The sequence below is a fragment of the Brevundimonas sp. genome, assembly GCF_051860745.1.
Classification (GTDB): Bacteria; Pseudomonadota; Alphaproteobacteria; order Caulobacterales; family Caulobacteraceae; genus Brevundimonas.
Window position 1 is genome coordinate 257,315 of the sequence record NZ_JBHYDN010000004.1, and the last position, 16,011, is coordinate 273,325.

Sequence of the window (16,011 nt, forward strand, 5' to 3'; positions counted from 1 at the left end):
GGCGGGGTCAGGCGTCCCCGGCGTTCAGCCGCTCGCGCAGCTCCTTGCCGCTCTTGAAGAAGGGCACCGCCTTGGCGGGCACATCGACGGTCTCGCCGGTCCGGGGATTACGCCCGGCCCGCGCCGGGCGACCCCGCACGGAAAAGGCCCCGAAGCCGCGCAGCTCGACCCGACCGCCGTCGCCCAGAGAATCCACCATCCGCCCCAGCACGATGTTGACCACCCGTTCGACCTCGGCATGGGTCAGGTGGGTGTTCTCGGCTGCGAGCTTCTCGATCAGCTCCGACTTGATCATCTGGCCAGATCCCCCGCCCTGTTCCGCGCTTCCCCAGACGCATACGGGTGCATCCGAGCGCAGGATGCAACCCCACCCTAGCCTTCACCCGTCGGGGGAAAAAGGCCCCGTGACGGATTCAGCGCCGAAATGTCGGTTAACGGGCGCGAAGGCGGGGAATGCCGTCAATGCGGTACGGCCCCGGGCCGCGAAAAAGGCGGCCGGATCGCTCCGGCCGCCTGATCCGTTTCACCGGAATGAAGGGGACTATTCCTTCGCCGCCGCCTTCTCACGCATGGCCGCGCCCAGGATGTCGCCCAGCGAAGCGCCCGAGTCGGACGAACCGAACTGTTCGATGGCCGAGGCCTCGTCCTTCATTTCCAGAGCCTTGATCGACACCGAGACGCGGCGCGAGGCCTTGTCGATGCCGGTGACCATGGCGTCGACGCGGTCGCCGACCGAATAGCGCTCGGTGCGCTGCTCGGCGCGGTCGCGCGAAAGGTCGGACTTGCGGATGAAGGCGGTCGCCGGAGCGTCGTCTTCACCGAACTTGACCTCGATGCCGCCGGTTTCGATCGACGTCACGGTGACGGTGATCTGCTGACCCTTCTTGAAGACATCGCCTTCCATCGGATCGCCGCCCAGCTGTTTGATGCCCAGCGAGACGCGTTCCTTCTCGACGTCGACGTCCAGCACCTTGGCCTTGACGGTTTCGCCCTTGCGGTAGCGCTGGATGGCTTCCTCGCCGGAGACGTTCCAGTCCAGGTCGGACAGGTGCACCATGCCGTCGATGTCGTTGTCCAGGCCGATGAACAGGCCGAACTCGGTGGCGTTCTTGACCTCGCCCTCGACGGTCGAGCCGATCGGGTTGGCGGCCACGAAGGCGTCCCACGGATTGTCCTGGGCCTGCTTGAGGCCCAGCGAGATGCGGCGCTTGGAGGCGTCGACGTCCAGCACGACCACATCGACTTCCTGCGAGGTCGAGACGATCTTGCCCGGGTGGACGTTCTTCTTGGTCCAGGACATTTCCGAGACGTGCACCAGGCCTTCGACGCCGGCTTCCAGCTCAACAAACGCGCCGTAGTCGGTGATGTTGGTGATGCGGCCGGTCATCTTGGCGCCGACCGGGTATTTGGCTTCGACGCCGTCCCACGGATCGGTCTGCAGCTGCTTCATGCCGAGGCTGATGCGCTGGGTGTCCGGGTTGATCTTGACGATCTGGACCTTGACGGTGTCGCCGACGGCGAGGACCTGCGAGGGGTGCGAGACGCGCTTCCAAGACATGTCGGTGACGTGCAGCAGGCCATCGATGCCGCCCAGATCAACGAACGCGCCGTAGTCGGTGATATTCTTGACCACGCCTTCGCGAACTTCACCCTCTTGCAGCTGGCCGACCAGCTCGGTGCGCTGTTCGGCGCGGGCTTCTTCCAGGATGGCGCGACGCGAGACAACGATGTTGCCGCGCGGACGGTCCATTTTCAGGATGGCGAAGGGCTGTTCCTTGCCCATCAGCGGGCCGACGTCGCGCACGGGGCGGATGTCGACCTGCGAGCCGGGCAGGAAGGCCGAGGCGCCGCCGAGGTCGACGGTGAAGCCGCCCTTAACGCGGCCGACGATGGCGCCGTTGACCGGCTGGCCTTCGGCGAACACGACTTCCAGACGGGTCCAGGCTTCTTCGCGGCGCGCCTTGTCGCGGCTGATGACGGCTTCACCCAGGGCGTTCTCGACGCGTTCGAGGTAGACTTCGACATTGTCGCCGAGCTTCGGAATAACGGCGCCTTCGCCGATGCCGAACTCGCGGGCCGGGATGCGGCCTTCGGTCTTCAGACCGACGTCGATGATCAGGATGTCCTTTTCGATGCCGACGACGCGGCCGTGGACGACCTGGCCCTCGCCGAGGTCACGGCCCTGAAGGGTTTCGTCGAGCAGCGCGGCGAAATCATCGCGCGAGGGAGAGAAGCTGGTGTCAGTCATGCGGTGGTTGGGTTTCTAACGGTTATGGCGCGCGACCGGACGGCCCCGCGCGAGGTGAGTGTGAAAGGGTAATCAGGTCGTCGGGATGCGAGGCAGATGAAGCCAGATCGCCCGCGGAAGCCGAGGATGACGCGCTGGATTTGCCTTAAGGTCCCTGGAGACCGTTCCGGACACGCGCCGCCTCGACGATACGGCGGGCCGCATCGAAGGCAGTCTCTATATCCATATCGGTCGTATCCAGCAAGACGGCGTCTTCGGCCTGGACCATGGGCGCGGCGCCCCGGCCCGCGTCGCGCTCGTCGCGACGCATGATGTCAGCCAGCATGTCCTCATAGGCAATGGCGTCGCCGCGTCCGATCAACTGCTTCCAGCGACGCCGGGCACGGACCTCGGGCGTGGCCGTGACGAACAGCTTGGCCGGGGCGTCGGGGGCGATGACGGTGCCGATGTCGCGCCCGTCCAGAACCGCGCCGCCGGGCTGGGCCGCGAAGGCGCACTGGAATTCCAGCAGGGCCGCGCGCACGCCGGGATAGCCGGCGACCCGGCTGGCGGCCTCCCCGGCATCACCGCTGGTCAGCCGGTCGGCGTCCTGCAGATTTTCCGCCATCAGCGCCCGCGCCACAGCCTCGGCCGCCGAGCCGTCGTCTAGCGATCCGCCCGACTCCAGCACGCCCATGCCCACGGCGCGGTACAGCAGCCCGGTATCAAGGCACGGCAAGCCATAGGTCCGGGCCAGCCGCGCGGCGATGGTGCCCTTGCCCGAGGCCGCGGGTCCGTCGACGGCGATGATGAGGGGTGCGGTCATTCAGATGTTGCGATATCGGCCCCGAGGCCCCGCATCAACTCGACAAAGCCCGGGAAGCTGGTGGCGATCATACCCGCCTCGTCGATCGCGACCACCGCGTCGGCCGCGATACCCAGCACCAGATGGCTCATGGCGATGCGGTGATCGCCGTGGGTGGTCACAGTCGCGCCGCCTCGCACGGGACCTCCGAAGACTGTGAAACCCTCCGGCTCCTCCTCGACCCGGACGCCGCAGGCGGTCAGACCGGCGGCCATCAGGGCGATGCGGTCGCTCTCCTTGACCCGCATCTCGCCGATGCCCCGCATCACCGTGGCGCCCTCGGCGAAGGCGGCGGTGGCGGCGAGGACGGGATATTCGTCGATCATCGAGGCGGCCCGTTCCGGCGGCACGACCACGCCCTTCAGCGCCGAATGCCGGGCGGTGACGTCGCCGACCTCCTCGCCGCCGGCCATGCGTCGGTTCGAGACGGTCACGTCCGCCCCCATCTCGCGCCATGTCTCGAACAGGCCGGTGCGCAGCGGGTTGAGCATCACGCCCTCGACCGTGACCTCCGACCCGGGGACGATCAGGCCCGCCGCCAGCGGGAAGGCGGCGGAGGATGGATCGCCGGGGACGGCGACGGCGGTTCCGGTCAGCGCCTGGCCGCCCTGGAGACTGACGCGCCAGCCGCCGCCAACCGGCAGGACGCCTATCTCGACGCCGAAGGCCCTCAGCATGCGTTCGGTGTGGTCGCGGCTGGGCTCGGCCTCCGACACCGTGGTGACGCCGTCGGCGTTGATCCCGGCCAGCAAGATGGCCGACTTGATCTGGGCCGAGGCGACGGTCTGGACATAGTCGATGGCCGACAGACAGCCGCCGGCGACCGCGACCGGCAGTCGGTCCTCGACGCCCTGCCAATCGAGCCGGGCGCCCATATCGGCCAGCGGCCCCGTGACCCGCTTCATCGGCCGTTTCCGCAAGGAGGCGTCGCCATCGAACGTCACTGTGACCGGATAGCCCGCAGCCGCCCCCATCAGCAGCCGCACGCCGGTGCCGGCGTTGCCGCAGTCGATGGCGCCGGCGGGCTGTTTGAACCCGCCCTGCCCGGTGATCCGCCAGCGACCCTCGCCGAGCCGTTCCACCTTGGCTCCGAAAGCCTCGATCGCTCCAGCCGTGGCCAGAATGTCGTCGCCTTCCAGAAGGCCCTCGATTTCCGTCACGCCGGTCGCCAGGGCTCCGAAAATCAAGGCGCGGTGGGAGATCGACTTGTCGCCCGGAGCTCGCACCCGGCCGGACAGCGCGGGGCTGCGGCGGGCGGTCAGATGGGTGGGAATCGACACCCGGCGGTCTCCGGAAAGGCTCAACAAGCGCGGGCGCGCGGAGATGGCTTTTGACAGCGGCGTCAGGGGGTGGCAAGGGAGCCGCCCCTTTTCTCCACTCCCGCCAAAGGTCTTCAACCGTGGCCAAACCCGAACTGGGCCAGAAGCAGGTCTGCCCGAACTGCCAGGCCAAATTCTACGACCTGGGCCGTCGCCCTGCCCATTGCCCCAAATGCGCGACTGACTTTGATCCGGAGGAAGCGCTGAAGCTGCGCAACCGCCGCGGCCGGCCGGCCGGCTATCCCGCCGACGACGAGGCCGAGGATCAGGTCAAGGACAAGAAGGCCGACGGCGACGAGGACGAGGAAGAAGAAGCGGTCGCGACGCCCGAGATCGATCAGGAAGGCCACGAGCCCATCCTGACGCCGGACGACGATGACGACGCTCCCGTCGACCCGACCGAAGAGCCCGGCATGGGCGAGGCGACCGAGGACGACGACGTCCTGGCCGACGATGATGACGATTCCGTCCCCTTCATCGAGGACGAGGATGACGATGGTTTCGAGGACGAGATCAAGGCGCCCAAGGAAGACGAATAAGCTTTTTCGGTCCTCCGTCGGGCTGTTTTTCAGCGGTCCGGCGGAGACGAAAATAAATGGCTGAACCGGGCTTGATCGCGATCAGGCCCTGACATAGGTTCCGCCGCCTCGCCGCAGGGCCTCCCGGCCCTCACGCGATCCGACCAAAAGGCCAGCACGCCTGAGGTTCGGGGCTTTAGCTCAGCTGGTAGAGCGCTTGCATGGCATGCAAGAGGTCAGCGGTTCGACTCCGCTAAGCTCCACCATCGAAGGCCCCGCGGGAAACCGCGGGGCCTTCGTCCCATCCGGCTCCCGTTGATCTCTCCGCTATCCCGTCCCATCTAGGGTGCTGGCCGACGCCTCGCCGATGACGGGGGGCGCAGACGGCCCGAGGCCTGCTTCGGGGGCGAGAGACGATGACGACGCGCACCATCCTGTTCGACAGCCCGTTCCTGCTCGGTTTCGACCATACCCGGGCCCTGATCGACCGGGCCGCCCGCGCCGCCGCGGACAGCTATCCCCCTTACAATGTCGAACAGCGCAGCGAGCATTCGGTGCGCATCTCACTGGCCGTCGCCGGCTTTGGGCCCGATGACCTGATGATCACCCTGGAAGGCCGCCAGCTGACCATCGCCGGCAAGCGTGAGCCCGCGCCTGACCAGGCCGATCAGGCCTTTCTGCATCGCGGCATCGCCGGCCGCGGCTTCGTGCGCAGCTTCGTCCTCGCCGACGGGCTCGACGTCGATGCGGCCCAACTCGAGCACGGTCTGTTGCATGTCGACATGAGCCGGCCCGAAGACCTGCCCGCGGTCCGGCGGATCCCCATCACGGCGGGCTGACCGCCGGCTGTTTTCCGGTCGCCGCCTCCCGGACCGGACCCCAAAGCCCGTTCCGGGCGTTAGTTCACTACAAGGAGGCGGTCTCGATGACGCCCACCACGATCATGACCAAGGAAGATTTCAGGGGACTCGGCGCGCCGGACCTCGTCTATGTGCGCGAAATCCGGGCATCGGATGTCATGGCTGATGTCGCCGTAACGGAGACCAAGGGCCTGTCGATCGATCCCGAGGCCACCCTGTACGCCGTGCATGGCGCGGACGGCGAACGTCTGGCGGTGATGATGGACCGCGAAGCCGCCTTCGCCGCCGCCGTGGCCCACGAACTGGAGCCGGTGTCAGTTCACTGAGTAAAGGGCGCTATCGCCCCGTGCGCGGCGCGGGGCTGCTTGAGCGCGTTCGGAGTCTGCGCGAAGCGCCGCGCTCAAGCAGACGCGCGCCGCGCGCGCGTCGTTAGCGCACTACAAAATCAGGCCGCCGTGGCGGGAAGGCTGTCCCTGACGAACAGGGCGCGGATCGCGTCAGTGGTGCGGGCCTGACGGAGCTGCCCGCGCATCTCGGACGAGCGCAGGGCCCGCGAGACCGCAGCCAGGGCGCGCAGGTGTTCAGCGCCGTCTCGCGGCGGAGCGAACAGGGCGAACAGCAGGTCCACGGGCCGGTCGTCGACCGCGCCATAGGCGACGGGGGTTTCCAGCCGCACGAACACCGCCGTCACCCGCGAGATGCCTTCAAGCCGGGCGTGCGGAACCGCGACACCCGATCCGAGGCCGGTCGAACCCAGGGCCTCGCGCTCGAGCAAGGCCTCCATGATGCGGCCTTCCGGCATGCCAAGGGTCTGCGCGGCGGCTTCAGCCACCGTGTGCAAGGCCTGACGCTTTGACGAGGCGCCGCTGCGCAGGACGACGCCGCCGTCCGCCAGCAATTCACCGATGTCCATGAGGAGTTCCCGACTCTGCCCATACATCCCGAATGGGCGGGGGCCCTTTAGACCACCCGCCTCGATTGGGGAAGACTATACGCCGCTACCGTTTACCGAACCGTGTCCATTGATCGACTTCACCGTTCGCTCAGGATCGATCCAGCCCACATTGCCATCGGGGCGGCGATAGACCACCGAAAGTCCGCCATGGGCGGCGTTCCTGAACAGCACGACCGGATAGCCGGTCATGTCGAGCTCCAACACCGCCCGACCGACGGTCTGGGTGCGGATTTCGTGCTCCGTCTCGGCGATGACCATGCCGACGGGCGGGGGCTCGTCCGGGGCGCCGGCGTCGCCGAAGGCCTCGTCGTCCACGCTGTCCGGGCTACGCAGGACCATGCTGCGGGCCACGTCGCGGGCGGCGTTCTCGGTTTTCTCGGGCGACAGGCCGCGCGGGCCGGCGTGGTGGTTCTTGAGCCGGCGCTTGTATCGTCGGACCCGCTTCTCGAGCTTTTCAAGCGAGTCGGAAAAGGCGCCGTGGGCGTCGCCGCCCTGGCCGCTGGTGACGATGGCCTCTCCGGACGCGAGGCGAACCCAGCAATCCACCCTGAAGCCATGGCCGTCCTTGGACACCACGACCTCGGCGTCCTGAGCCCCTCGTTCGAAATATTTGCCGATCCCGTCTTCGAGTTCCTGGGAGATGCGCGAGCCTAACGCGTCGCCGACATCTACGTGCTTACCGCTGACCTGGATTTGCATGTCGATAGAACGCGACCGTCCGCGTTTGGTGTCAACGCCGATCACAATTTTGTGGTGACGTGGCGCATTCGACGCGAGGAATTCGACCACGCCAGTTGGTCCCTGGAAGACGACTTCGACCACTGTCAGGCGGGACAAGCACGACAATCGACCGCGACATGCGAGACAATCCGGCGCGACATGCGAGACAATCCGCCGCGACAACCGCGACATCGGTCCACGACAAGCCTGACAAGCTCTGCAAGTCGCGGCGTCAGCCCGTCCGGAGCATCCGCTTGCGTTCGACCGACGAGGGGATGCGCAGGGCCTCGCGGTATTTGGCGACGGTGCGGCGGGCGATGTCGATGCCCGCCTCCTTGAGAATCTCCACGATCCGGTCGTCACTCAGCACATCGCCGTCGCGGCCCTCGCCGTCGATCATCGCCTTGATCCGGTGACGCACGGCCTCGGCCGAATGGGTCGCGCCGCCGTCCGACGACTGGATCGCCGCCGTGAAGAAGAATTTCAGCTCGAACACCCCGCGCGGGGTGGAGACGTATTTGTTCGAGGTGACCCGGCTGACGGTGGATTCGTGCATGCCGATGGCGTCGGCTACCGTCTTCAGGTTCAGCGGCCGCAGGAACTCGACGCCGAAGGCGAGGAAGGCGTCCTGCTGGCGAACGATCTCGGACGACACCTTCAGAATGGTCCTGGCCCGCTGGTCCAGCGACTTGACCAGCCAGCTGGCCTGGGCCGCGCACTCGGCGACGAAGGTCTTCTCCACGTCGGAACGCGACCCCGCAGCAATCACGCCGTGATAGCGCTTGTCCATGATCAGCCGGGGCAGGGTGTCCGAGTTGAGCTCGATCTTCCAGCCGCCCGCCGGGTCGGCCCGCACATGGACGTCGGGGATGACGGTCTGGGCCGGTTCGCCGCCGAACCCGGCGCCGGGTCGCGGCGTCAGGGCCTTCAGCTCGGCGATCATCTCGGCCATGTCCTCGGCGTCGACGCCGCAGGCCTTGCGCAGCCCCGACAGGTCCCGCCTGGCCAGAAGGTCAAGGTTGTCGAGCAGACAGCCCATGGCCGGGTCGAACCGGTTGCGCTCGATCAGCTGCAGTTTCAGGCATTCCGGCACCGATCGGGCCATCACGCCGGTCGGCTCGAAGCCCTGGCAGACGGCCAGCACCGCCTCGGCCCGCTCAAGCGTGATCCCCAGCCGGTCGGCGATCTCGGCCAGTTCGCCGCGCAGATAGCCGCCCTCGTCGACACTATCGATCAGGGTCAGGGCGATGGCGTGGTCGGCGGCGTCGAAGCCAGCTTGGGACGCCTGCGCCTGAAGGTGCTCCCACAGGGTCATCTCGCGGCTGTCGGGCTGTTCGCGGCCCTCGCCGTCAGGCAGGCCTCCACCCGAACCGGCCCGCGACCAGTCGTTGAGCCCGATCTGGGCCTCGCCGGTCCCGACATCCTCCATCCGGTCCGAGGTGCGCTCGCCGGGGCTGGCGTCGCCATAGACATCGTCGGAGCGGGCGTCCAGCGTCCGGTCCGCGTCCTGCACCCGCCCCTCGTCGAAGGTCATCTCGGCGGCGTCATGGCTCTCGGCCGCAGCCGGGGCGTCGACCTCGCCGCCGGGCTCGGCGTCCTCGCGTTGCAGCAGCGGATTGCGCTCCAGCTCGGCCTCGACGAAGGCGTCAAGCTCGAGGTTGGACAGTTGCAGCAGCTTGATCGCCTGCTGCAGCTGGGGCGTGATGACCAGCCCCTGACCCTGCCGAATCTCCAGCCTTTGTCCGAGCACCTTAGTCCCCCTGCCGCGTCAGGCGTGTGGCCCGAAACTTGCTGGGGCCACCTTGTGGCCCCAGCGGTTAACGGCGTTCTAAACGCTCGACCTGAGGCCCATCACCCCTCTGAAATTAACGGTTTCCGGTGCGGGGGTCTTAACCCCCGGGCGATATGGATCCCGCTACTCCACGAAGTCATCGGAAAATCCGCCATGTCCAGATTCACCGGGGGTCGCGTTCTCGCTTTCGCCACGCGCGCGGCGCGCTGCACGCGCGGCAACATCACCATGCTGTTCGGGATTTCGGCGCTGGCGTTGTCAGGCCTGATCGGCGGCGCCGTGTCGCTTGCCCAGGTCAGCGCCGCCGGAGGCTATCTTCAAGACAGCGCCGACGCCGGGGCCGTCAACGTCGCTGTGGCCATCCGGGACGGCGGCGATCCCGACGCCCTTGAGGCCTTGGCGGACACCAGCACAGGCGGGCGCAACGGGCGCAACCGGGTTGAGTTGATCTCCCGGACGCCCATCACCGTGTCCTTCACCGCATCCCGCGAAGTGCGCCCCATTCTCGGGCCTCTCATCGGGCGCGAGACGGTTCAGGTCACACGGCGGGCTACGGCCGTCGTCGAGGCCGGCAAACCCGTTTGTCTGCTCGTGCTTTCGGCCAGCCAGCCACAGGCGCTTTCGCGGCGCGGAGCCTCGTCGCTCGAAGGGCCGAACTGTGTCGCCCAAGTGAACTCCTCCTCGCCCGAAGCAATCGAGTCGCGCGGCAGCGGGACGGTCGAGATGCTGCAAACCCGGGTCACCGGCTCCGGGACGGACATCGGCGGCTTCACTCCGGCCCCGACCCTCGGCGCGCCGCGATTGACCGATCCCTACGCAGACACGGACTGGCCAGCCGCGGGCGCCTGCGCGCGCCTGGACATCAGTGTGAAGAAGACAGTGCTCTCGCTTGCCGCCGGCGTGCACTGCGGCGACATCGATCTCGGGTCCGGCAGTGAGCTGGTGATGGGACCCGGAGTCCATATCATCACGGGCAGCCTGACCATGCGGGCGGGCGCGAGGCTGATCGCAACGCAGGGCTCCAGCCTGGTGTTCGTCGGCGAGTCTTCCACGCTCGACATCCAGGCCCAGTCCGAATTGAGGATAACAGCTCCGACAACGGGTCCGTGGGCCGGCGTCGCCATCGCCGTGAAGCCCCAAGCCACCGAGCGGACATCCGAAATCCTGGGCGGTGGGCAGATCGTCCTGGACGGGGCGGTCTATCTGCCCACCCAGTTGCTATACCTGACGGGAGGTGGAAGCCTCGCCGACCCGACCGGGGCGACGCGGGCCTTTGTGGTCAACCGGCTTGAACTTCGCGGCAACGGGCGCGTCTTTCTGAACGCAGGCAAGGCCAGGGCCAGGACCGGGGCCGGCGTGCGCCTGATCGAGTAACGCGCGGGTTCCTGTCGCCACTCAAACCGCTGGACCTGGGGCTCGCGCCCTGCTCCCCTGCCGGATCACCCGTCCCGAGCGAGAGCCCCGATGCGCCTGATCCTTGCCGCCCTGATGCTCATGGCCCTGCCCGCCGCTGCCCAGGCCCAGTCCAGCCCGGCCGAGCAGACGATGATGCAAACCGTCGCGAGCGAGCACGACCGCCACATCGCCCTGCTGGAGCGGCTGGTGAACCAGAACAGCGGCACGCTGAACCTCGCCGGGGTGCGGATCGTCGGCGACATGGTCCGGGCCGAGCTGGAGCCGCTGGGCTTCGACGTCCGATGGGCCGACATGTCCGAAGCCGGTCGCTCAGGCCACCTGATCGCCACCCGTCAGGGCCGGGGCCGCAACATCCTGCTGATCGGCCACCTCGACACGGTGTTCGAGGTTGAGAACCCGTTCCAGCGCTTCGAGCGCGACGGCGCCCGCGCTGTCGGACCGGGCATCGGCGACGACAAGGGCGGGGTGGTGGTGATAATCGCCGCCCTGCGGGCCATGCAGGCGGCCGGGACGCTGGAGAACGCCAATGTCACCGTCTTCCTGACCGGGGACGAGGAGCGAATCGGATCGCCGGCGACGATCGCCCGCCGCGACCTGATCGAGGCCGGGCGCGCGGCGGCCTATGCGCTGGAGTTCGAGAACCTGGCCGTCGACGGCGAGGCCGACTTCGGCACGATCGCGCGGCGCAGCTCCTCCAACTGGACCCTGACCACGACAGGCCGCACCGGTCATTCCAGCGGTGTGTTCAACGACGCCCTGGGCTATGGCGCCATCTATGAGCTGGCCCGCATCCTCGACGGCTTCCGCCGCGAACTGTCCGAGCCCAACCTGACCTACAATGTCGGGGTCGTCGCCGGCGGCACGCCCGCCGCGATCGATGCCGAGGGGTTCAATGTCACCGCCTCAGGCAAGACCAACATCGTCGCCTCGACGGCCATCGCGCGCGGCGACCTGCGCACCCTGACCCGCGAACAGGACGAACGCGTCCGCACCCGGATGCAGGCCATTGTCGACGAACACCTGCCGCGCACGGGCGCCGAATTGGTCTTCGCCGGGAACGGCTATCCGCCCATGGCCCCGACCGAGGGCAACCGCGCCCTGCTGGCCCGGTTGAACGCCATAAACCGCGACCTCGGCCTGCCCGAGATGGCTGAATACGACCCGGCGCGGCGGGGCGCCGCCGACAGCGGCTTTGTGGCCGCGGACGTGGACACCCTGGGCGGCCTCGGCATCGCCGGCGGCAATGCGCACGCCGACGGCGAATGGGTCGATCTGGACAGTCTGGTGCGCCAGGCCCAACGGGCGGCGGTGCTGATCAGCCGGTTAAGTCTCGAAGGGCTGTGACTCAGCCGTACATGTCGCCCAGATAGACCCGGCGCACTTCCGGGTCGCGGATCACGTCCTCGGCCTTGCCCTCGAACAGCACCGAGCCGCCCGAGATGATCGAGGCGTGGTCGATGATCTCCAGCGTCTCGCGCACATTGTGGTCGGTGATCAGGACGCCGATGCCTTCGCCGGCCAGATAGCGGATGACCTGGCGGATGTCGGCGATGGCCAGGGGGTCGATGCCGGCGAAGGGTTCGTCCAGCAGCATGAAGCTGGGCTTGCCGGCGAGCGCCCGGGCGATCTCGCAGCGCCGCCGCTCGCCGCCCGACAGGCCCGCAGCCGGGGCGTGGCGCAGGTGGTCGATGCGCAGCTCTTCCAGCAGCCGGCTGGTTTCGTCGGCTATGGCGGCGCGACCAGTGTGATGCAGTTCGACCACCGCCATGACATTGTGCTCGACCGTCATGCCGCGGAAGATCGAGGCCTCCTGCGCCAGATAGCCCAGACCCATGCGGGCGCGCTGGTACATCGGCTGGGCCGTGATGTCCTCGCCGTCCAGCCAGATCGTGCCCGAGTCGGGCGGGATCAGGCCAGTGATCATGTAGAAGCAGGTGGTCTTGCCGGCGCCGTTGGGGCCGAGCAGACCCGCGACCTGACCGCGCTCGACGTGCAGGGAGACGTCGCGCACCACCTGCCGCTGGCCGAATGAGCGGGCGATGTGTTCGACGCGCAGGCCGGTCATCCGCGCGGGTTCGGCCGCCGGCATCGCCGGGGCCTCGATCACATTGAGGGCTGAGAGTTCCTTGCGCGCCAATGGTCAGACCGAGCCGGGGCTCAATTCCCGCTGTTGTCTGGGTAGAAGACGCCGCGAATGCGGCCGCCGTTCGATCCGGCCCCGCCTTCCATGCGGGCCGACTCGGTGCGGGTGTTATACACCAGCCGGCCGCCGGTCAGGACGTTCTGGCCCTGGGTCAGGATCACATCGCCGGTCACCACAACCTCGTCGCTGGCGAGGGTATAGACCGCCCGGTCGCCGCGAATGGTCTGGTCGGGCGTGACGAAATAGACGTTGCCCGAAGCCTCGACCCGGGTCAGGTCGCCGCTGACGATCGCGCCGTTGATCGAGTCGGCGCGCAGCCGGTTCGATCCCTGCACCACTTCGGCCCGGCCACGCAGGGCGATGCCCGTCGAGGTGTATTCGCCGCCGTCGGCGCCGAACGAGACTGCGTCTCCGCCGGCGCGCGCGACCGGCGGCGCCGTCTGCGCTCCGCCGGTCGCCGGCATCGCCAGCACGGTCAGCGCGATCACCGCCATACCCAGAGTTCTGGTCATGCTCATCCGTTCGACCTCGCGGGGTTTATGGTCCCGCGCACCTTGTTCTCGCCCGCGCCCCGGAACTCGATGCGCTCGCCCTGTTCATGGATCACATAGGACGAAGCGGTGATGGTTCCAAGCGGGCCGGAACCCTGGACGCCCTTGTTCCCGGTCACAATGCCGGTTGAAGTGTCGACCACAGCCTCGGGCGTCACCAGCGTAAAGCCTGAGCCGCCGTCGGAAATCCGCACGTTGGGACCGATGGTCACGGTCTTGCCGGCCTCGTCATAGACCCCGCCGTCGGCGGTCAGGGTGGTCACCCTGCGGCCGCCCAGATTCAGCCGCAGCGCCGGACCCACCAGTCGGTAGCGGCCCGTGTCCGGATCGCGCACAGCCCCCTTGGCCCCGATGACGAAGCTGCGGCCCGCGGCGTCCTGGCCGTGGAATCTCAACGTATCGAGGCGAATTTCGCGGCTGGTCCCGGCCTTGCGCTCGACGTCGGACATGACGCTGCGCAGCACGATCCAGCCGACCGTGCCGCCGGCCAGTACGATGATGGCCACCGGCAGGATCCGGCGCAGCAGATGAACCCGCCGCGACCGCGCGCGGAAGGCCTTGGCCGTCGCGGCGACGCGGGCCTCGTCCTGATGCGCATGGATGTCGGCGGGATCGGTCATCAGCTGTGCGCGAAGACGTCCATCTCATCCCAGCCGGCCAGGTCGAGAGCCGAGCGGGTGGGCAGGAAGTCGAAACATTGGCGGGCCAGCTCCGCCCGGCCCTCGCGCGCCAGAATCTCGTCCAGCCGCGCCTTCGCCGCATGAAGGTACAGCACGTCGGAGGCGGCGTATTCCAGCTGGGCCGGCGACAGCTCCGCCGCGCCCCAGTCGCTGGACTGCTGCGCCTTGGACAGATCGACCCCGACCAGTTCGCGCACCACGTCCTTCAGACCGTGGCGATCCGTGTAGGTGCGGGCCAGTTTCGAGGCGATCTTGGTGCAATAGACCGGACGGGTCTCGACCCCGAGGTGCAGCTGGAACATGCCGATGTCGAACCGGCCGAAGTGGAACAGCTTCAGCACGCCGGGATCGGTCAGCAACCGCTTCAGGTTCGGGCAGTCATAGCCCGGGCGGTTCATGCGCACGACATGGGCGTCGCCGTCGCCGGCCGACAGCTGGACCACACACAACGGATCGCGGCGGAAGCGCAGCCCCATGGTCTCGGAATCGATAGCGACCTCGGGGCCGAGATCGAGGCCGTCAGGCAGGTCGCCTTCGTGGAAATGGATCGTCATGCGGTTCAGCGACTCGTTCGGCGAGAGAAAGCGTCACCCTCAAGTAGCCGAGCGCCGCGCGCGAGGCGATAGGGCGTCCTCAAGTAGCGTCGGACCGCGTCCGGCGCGATAGGGCGCAACCATGCCCAAAAACAAACGGCGCCGTATCGCTGGGATACGGCGCCGTTCAAAAGATGGTGCCCAGGAGAGGACTCGAACCTCCACGACATTTCTATCACTGGCACCTGAAGCCAGCGCGTCTACCAATTCCGCCACCTGGGCCCAGACGTTTCGCGCTTGCACACGTTTCGCCCGGAAGGCGCGGACCCTTAAGGCAGGGTCCGGGGCCGGTCAACAGGGATTTGCGGCCTTTGCGTTGCGAGCGCCGCGGCCATCGTCTAATCCCCGGCGCGTCGAGGGTTTCCCGCCCTCACGCCGTCGCCTCCCGGAGCCTGTCATGAACGAAGTCGCCCCCGGCCTTGTCACCGTCTTCGGCGGTTCCGGTTTCGTCGGCAGCCAGGTGGTCCAGGCGCTGGCGCGGCGCGGCTGGCGCGTGCGCATCGCGTGCCGCCGTCCCGACCGGGCCTGGAAGCTCCAGACCTCGGGTCAGGTCGGCCAGCTCCAGTCGGTCCGCTGCGACGTGACCCGGCCGGAGGATGTCGAGGCCGCCCTGCGCGGCGCCGATGCCGCAATCAATCTGGTCGGGATTCTGTACGAATCGGGCCGGCGCACCTTCCACGCCATGCACGTCGAGGCCTCCCGCAACATCGCCGAAGCCTGCGCCGCCGGCGGCGTCGGCCGTCTGGTCCAGGTGTCGGCCATCGGCGCCAATCCGGAAAGCCGCTCGGACTACGCCCTGTCCAAGGCCGCGGCCGAGATGGCGGTGCGCGAGGTCAAGCCGGACGCCGTGGTGATCCGTCCGTCCATTGTCTTCGGCGCCGGCGACGACTTCCTGAACCGCTTCGCCGCCCTGGCCTCCATGGCCCCGGCCCTGCCGCTGATCGGCGGCGGTCAGACGAAATTCCAGCCGGTCTATGTCGCCGACGTGGCCGAGGCCATCGCCCGCGCGACGGTTGCGCCTGAGGCCGCGGGCCGCACCTTCGAACTGGGCGGACCGGCGGTGATGACCTTCGAGGACGTGCTGAAGCTGATCCGGCGCGAGACCTATCGCAGCTTCGGCCTCATCCCCCTGCCGTTCTTCGCGGCGAGAGCCATAGGCTCCATGGCCCAGCTGACCGCGATGGTCGGAATCGCCCCGGTGCTGACCCGCGATCAGGTGGTGCTGCTGGAGAGCGACAATGTCGTCGCCGACGGCGCGGAGGGCCTCGCCGCCCTGGGCATCGAACCCACGGGCATCGAGGCCATAGCCTCGTCCTACCTTTGGCGCTATCGGCGTGGCGGGCAGTTCGCGGAGGCTCCGGCGACCTGAAGG

The 16,011-nt window shown here is 68.0% G+C and carries 17 protein-coding genes and 2 tRNA genes; 7 read left to right on the forward strand and 12 right to left on the reverse strand.

Annotated elements, in window-relative coordinates; genetic code table 11:
- Positions 1-7: 7 nt before the first annotated feature.
- The 4 genes from ACTIEW_RS07325 to aroA all read right to left on the reverse strand — a co-directional run bounded on the left by ACTIEW_RS07325 (position 8) and on the right by aroA (position 4,366).
- The gene (locus ACTIEW_RS07325) at positions 8-295 is read right to left on the reverse strand and encodes an integration host factor subunit beta (protein WP_292026284.1); all 288 of its coding nucleotides are present in this window, start codon (positions 293-295) and stop codon (positions 8-10) included.
- Between the two features lie 246 nt (positions 296-541).
- Complete coding sequence (gene rpsA / locus ACTIEW_RS07330; protein ID WP_439477246.1) at positions 542-2,248, reverse strand: 30S ribosomal protein S1; 1,707 nt, start codon at positions 2,246-2,248, stop codon at positions 542-544.
- Positions 2,249-2,393: 145 nt separating this feature from the next.
- Positions 2,394-3,053: a (d)CMP kinase gene (cmk, locus tag ACTIEW_RS07335; RefSeq protein WP_439477247.1), complete on the reverse strand. Its 660-nt coding sequence runs from the start codon at positions 3,051-3,053 to the stop codon at positions 2,394-2,396.
- On the reverse strand, positions 3,050-4,366 hold the full coding sequence (gene aroA, locus ACTIEW_RS07340; RefSeq protein ID WP_439477295.1) for a 3-phosphoshikimate 1-carboxyvinyltransferase: 1,317 nt from the start codon (positions 4,364-4,366) through the stop codon (positions 3,050-3,052). The genes cmk and aroA overlap by 4 nt, the downstream gene beginning before the upstream one ends.
- A gap of 125 nt (positions 4,367-4,491) precedes the next feature.
- Here aroA and ACTIEW_RS07345 point away from each other — a divergent pair, with 125 nt between their 5' ends.
- From ACTIEW_RS07345 to ACTIEW_RS07360, 4 genes are all read left to right on the forward strand, one after another.
- Positions 4,492-4,950 (forward strand): TIGR02300 family protein, encoded by a 459-nt coding sequence (locus ACTIEW_RS07345; protein ID WP_439477248.1) that lies wholly within the window; start codon positions 4,492-4,494, stop codon positions 4,948-4,950.
- 169 nt (positions 4,951-5,119) lie between these two features.
- Positions 5,120-5,195, forward strand: a tRNA-Ala gene (locus ACTIEW_RS07350).
- A 150-nt stretch (positions 5,196-5,345) separates the two neighbouring features.
- Complete coding sequence (locus ACTIEW_RS07355; RefSeq protein WP_439477249.1) at positions 5,346-5,768, forward strand: Hsp20 family protein; 423 nt, start codon at positions 5,346-5,348, stop codon at positions 5,766-5,768.
- 86 nt (positions 5,769-5,854) lie between these two features.
- The gene (locus ACTIEW_RS07360) at positions 5,855-6,115 is read left to right on the forward strand and encodes a DUF1150 family protein (protein WP_439477250.1); all 261 of its coding nucleotides are present in this window, start codon (positions 5,855-5,857) and stop codon (positions 6,113-6,115) included.
- A gap of 119 nt (positions 6,116-6,234) precedes the next feature.
- Here ACTIEW_RS07360 and ACTIEW_RS07365 read toward each other — a convergent pair whose 3' ends face one another.
- From ACTIEW_RS07365 to rpoN, 3 genes are all read right to left on the reverse strand, one after another.
- A complete protein-coding gene (locus ACTIEW_RS07365; protein WP_439477251.1) occupies positions 6,235-6,702 on the reverse strand; it encodes a PTS sugar transporter subunit IIA in 468 nt (155 codons plus the stop codon).
- A 75-nt stretch (positions 6,703-6,777) separates the two neighbouring features.
- Entirely contained in the window at positions 6,778-7,443 is a 666-nt protein-coding gene (gene hpf, locus ACTIEW_RS07370; protein WP_439477296.1) for a ribosome hibernation-promoting factor, HPF/YfiA family, read from the reverse strand.
- A 253-nt stretch (positions 7,444-7,696) separates the two neighbouring features.
- A complete protein-coding gene (gene rpoN / locus ACTIEW_RS07375) occupies positions 7,697-9,214 on the reverse strand; it encodes an RNA polymerase factor sigma-54 (RefSeq protein ID WP_439477252.1) in 1,518 nt (505 codons plus the stop codon).
- Between the two features lie 195 nt (positions 9,215-9,409).
- On the opposite strand from rpoN, the gene ACTIEW_RS07380 reads away from it, so the two are divergent.
- Both ACTIEW_RS07380 and ACTIEW_RS07385 read left to right on the forward strand, forming a co-directional pair.
- Positions 9,410-10,630, forward strand: a complete 1,221-nt coding sequence (locus tag ACTIEW_RS07380) for a TadE/TadG family type IV pilus assembly protein (RefSeq protein WP_439477253.1) — start codon at positions 9,410-9,412, stop codon at positions 10,628-10,630.
- A gap of 90 nt (positions 10,631-10,720) precedes the next feature.
- The gene (locus tag ACTIEW_RS07385) at positions 10,721-12,016 is read left to right on the forward strand and encodes a M20/M25/M40 family metallo-hydrolase (RefSeq protein ID WP_439477254.1); all 1,296 of its coding nucleotides are present in this window, start codon (positions 10,721-10,723) and stop codon (positions 12,014-12,016) included.
- Between the two features lies 1 nt (position 12,017).
- On the opposite strand, the gene lptB is transcribed toward ACTIEW_RS07385, so the two are convergent.
- The 5 genes from lptB to ACTIEW_RS07410 form a co-directional block, all read right to left on the reverse strand.
- Positions 12,018-12,761 carry an LPS export ABC transporter ATP-binding protein gene (lptB, locus tag ACTIEW_RS07390; RefSeq protein ID WP_439477297.1) on the reverse strand — a complete coding sequence of 248 codons (744 nt, stop codon included), beginning with the start codon at positions 12,759-12,761 and terminating at the stop codon, positions 12,018-12,020.
- Positions 12,762-12,829: 68 nt separating this feature from the next.
- The gene (locus ACTIEW_RS07395) at positions 12,830-13,327 is read right to left on the reverse strand and encodes an LptA/OstA family protein (RefSeq protein ID WP_439477255.1); all 498 of its coding nucleotides are present in this window, start codon (positions 13,325-13,327) and stop codon (positions 12,830-12,832) included.
- Positions 13,328-13,329: 2 nt separating this feature from the next.
- Positions 13,330-13,986 (reverse strand): LPS export ABC transporter periplasmic protein LptC, encoded by a 657-nt coding sequence (lptC, locus tag ACTIEW_RS07400; RefSeq protein WP_439477256.1) that lies wholly within the window; start codon positions 13,984-13,986, stop codon positions 13,330-13,332.
- Entirely contained in the window at positions 13,986-14,600 is a 615-nt protein-coding gene (locus ACTIEW_RS07405; RefSeq protein WP_439477257.1) for a ribonuclease D, read from the reverse strand. The genes lptC and ACTIEW_RS07405 overlap by 1 nt, the downstream gene beginning before the upstream one ends.
- 174 nt (positions 14,601-14,774) lie before the next feature.
- A tRNA-Leu gene (locus ACTIEW_RS07410) sits at positions 14,775-14,861 on the reverse strand.
- A 175-nt stretch (positions 14,862-15,036) separates the two neighbouring features.
- Between ACTIEW_RS07410 and ACTIEW_RS07415 the strand changes: the two genes are divergently transcribed.
- Positions 15,037-16,008 carry a complex I NDUFA9 subunit family protein gene (locus tag ACTIEW_RS07415; RefSeq protein ID WP_439477258.1) on the forward strand — a complete coding sequence of 324 codons (972 nt, stop codon included), beginning with the start codon at positions 15,037-15,039 and terminating at the stop codon, positions 16,006-16,008.
- The last annotated feature ends 3 nt before the right edge of the window (positions 16,009-16,011 follow it).

Excerpts from the sequence above, each read along its gene's own strand:
- ACTIEW_RS07325 (WP_292026284.1), bottom strand. The coding sequence starts at position 295 with ATGATCAAGTCGGAGCTGATCGAGAAGCTCGCAGCCGAGAACACCCAC.
- rpsA (WP_439477246.1), bottom strand. The coding sequence starts at position 2,248 with ATGACTGACACCAGCTTCTCTCCCTCGCGCGATGATTTCGCCGCGCTG.
- cmk (WP_439477247.1), bottom strand. The coding sequence starts at position 3,053 with ATGACCGCACCCCTCATCATCGCCGTCGACGGACCCGCGGCCTCGGGC.
- ACTIEW_RS07355 (WP_439477249.1), top strand. The coding sequence starts at position 5,346 with ATGACGACGCGCACCATCCTGTTCGACAGCCCGTTCCTGCTCGGTTTC.
- ACTIEW_RS07360 (WP_439477250.1), top strand. The coding sequence starts at position 5,855 with ATGACGCCCACCACGATCATGACCAAGGAAGATTTCAGGGGACTCGGC.
- ACTIEW_RS07365 (WP_439477251.1), bottom strand. The coding sequence starts at position 6,702 with ATGGACATCGGTGAATTGCTGGCGGACGGCGGCGTCGTCCTGCGCAGC.
- hpf (WP_439477296.1), bottom strand. The coding sequence starts at position 7,443 with ATGCAAATCCAGGTCAGCGGTAAGCACGTAGATGTCGGCGACGCGTTA.
- ACTIEW_RS07380 (WP_439477253.1), top strand. The coding sequence starts at position 9,410 with ATGTCCAGATTCACCGGGGGTCGCGTTCTCGCTTTCGCCACGCGCGCG.
- ACTIEW_RS07385 (WP_439477254.1), top strand. The coding sequence starts at position 10,721 with ATGCGCCTGATCCTTGCCGCCCTGATGCTCATGGCCCTGCCCGCCGCT.
- lptB (WP_439477297.1), bottom strand. The coding sequence starts at position 12,761 with ATGCCGGCGGCCGAACCCGCGCGGATGACCGGCCTGCGCGTCGAACAC.
- ACTIEW_RS07395 (WP_439477255.1), bottom strand. The coding sequence starts at position 13,327 with ATGACCAGAACTCTGGGTATGGCGGTGATCGCGCTGACCGTGCTGGCG.
- lptC (WP_439477256.1), bottom strand. The coding sequence starts at position 13,986 with ATGACCGATCCCGCCGACATCCATGCGCATCAGGACGAGGCCCGCGTC.
- ACTIEW_RS07405 (WP_439477257.1), bottom strand. The coding sequence starts at position 14,600 with ATGACGATCCATTTCCACGAAGGCGACCTGCCTGACGGCCTCGATCTC.
- ACTIEW_RS07415 (WP_439477258.1), top strand. The coding sequence starts at position 15,037 with ATGAACGAAGTCGCCCCCGGCCTTGTCACCGTCTTCGGCGGTTCCGGT.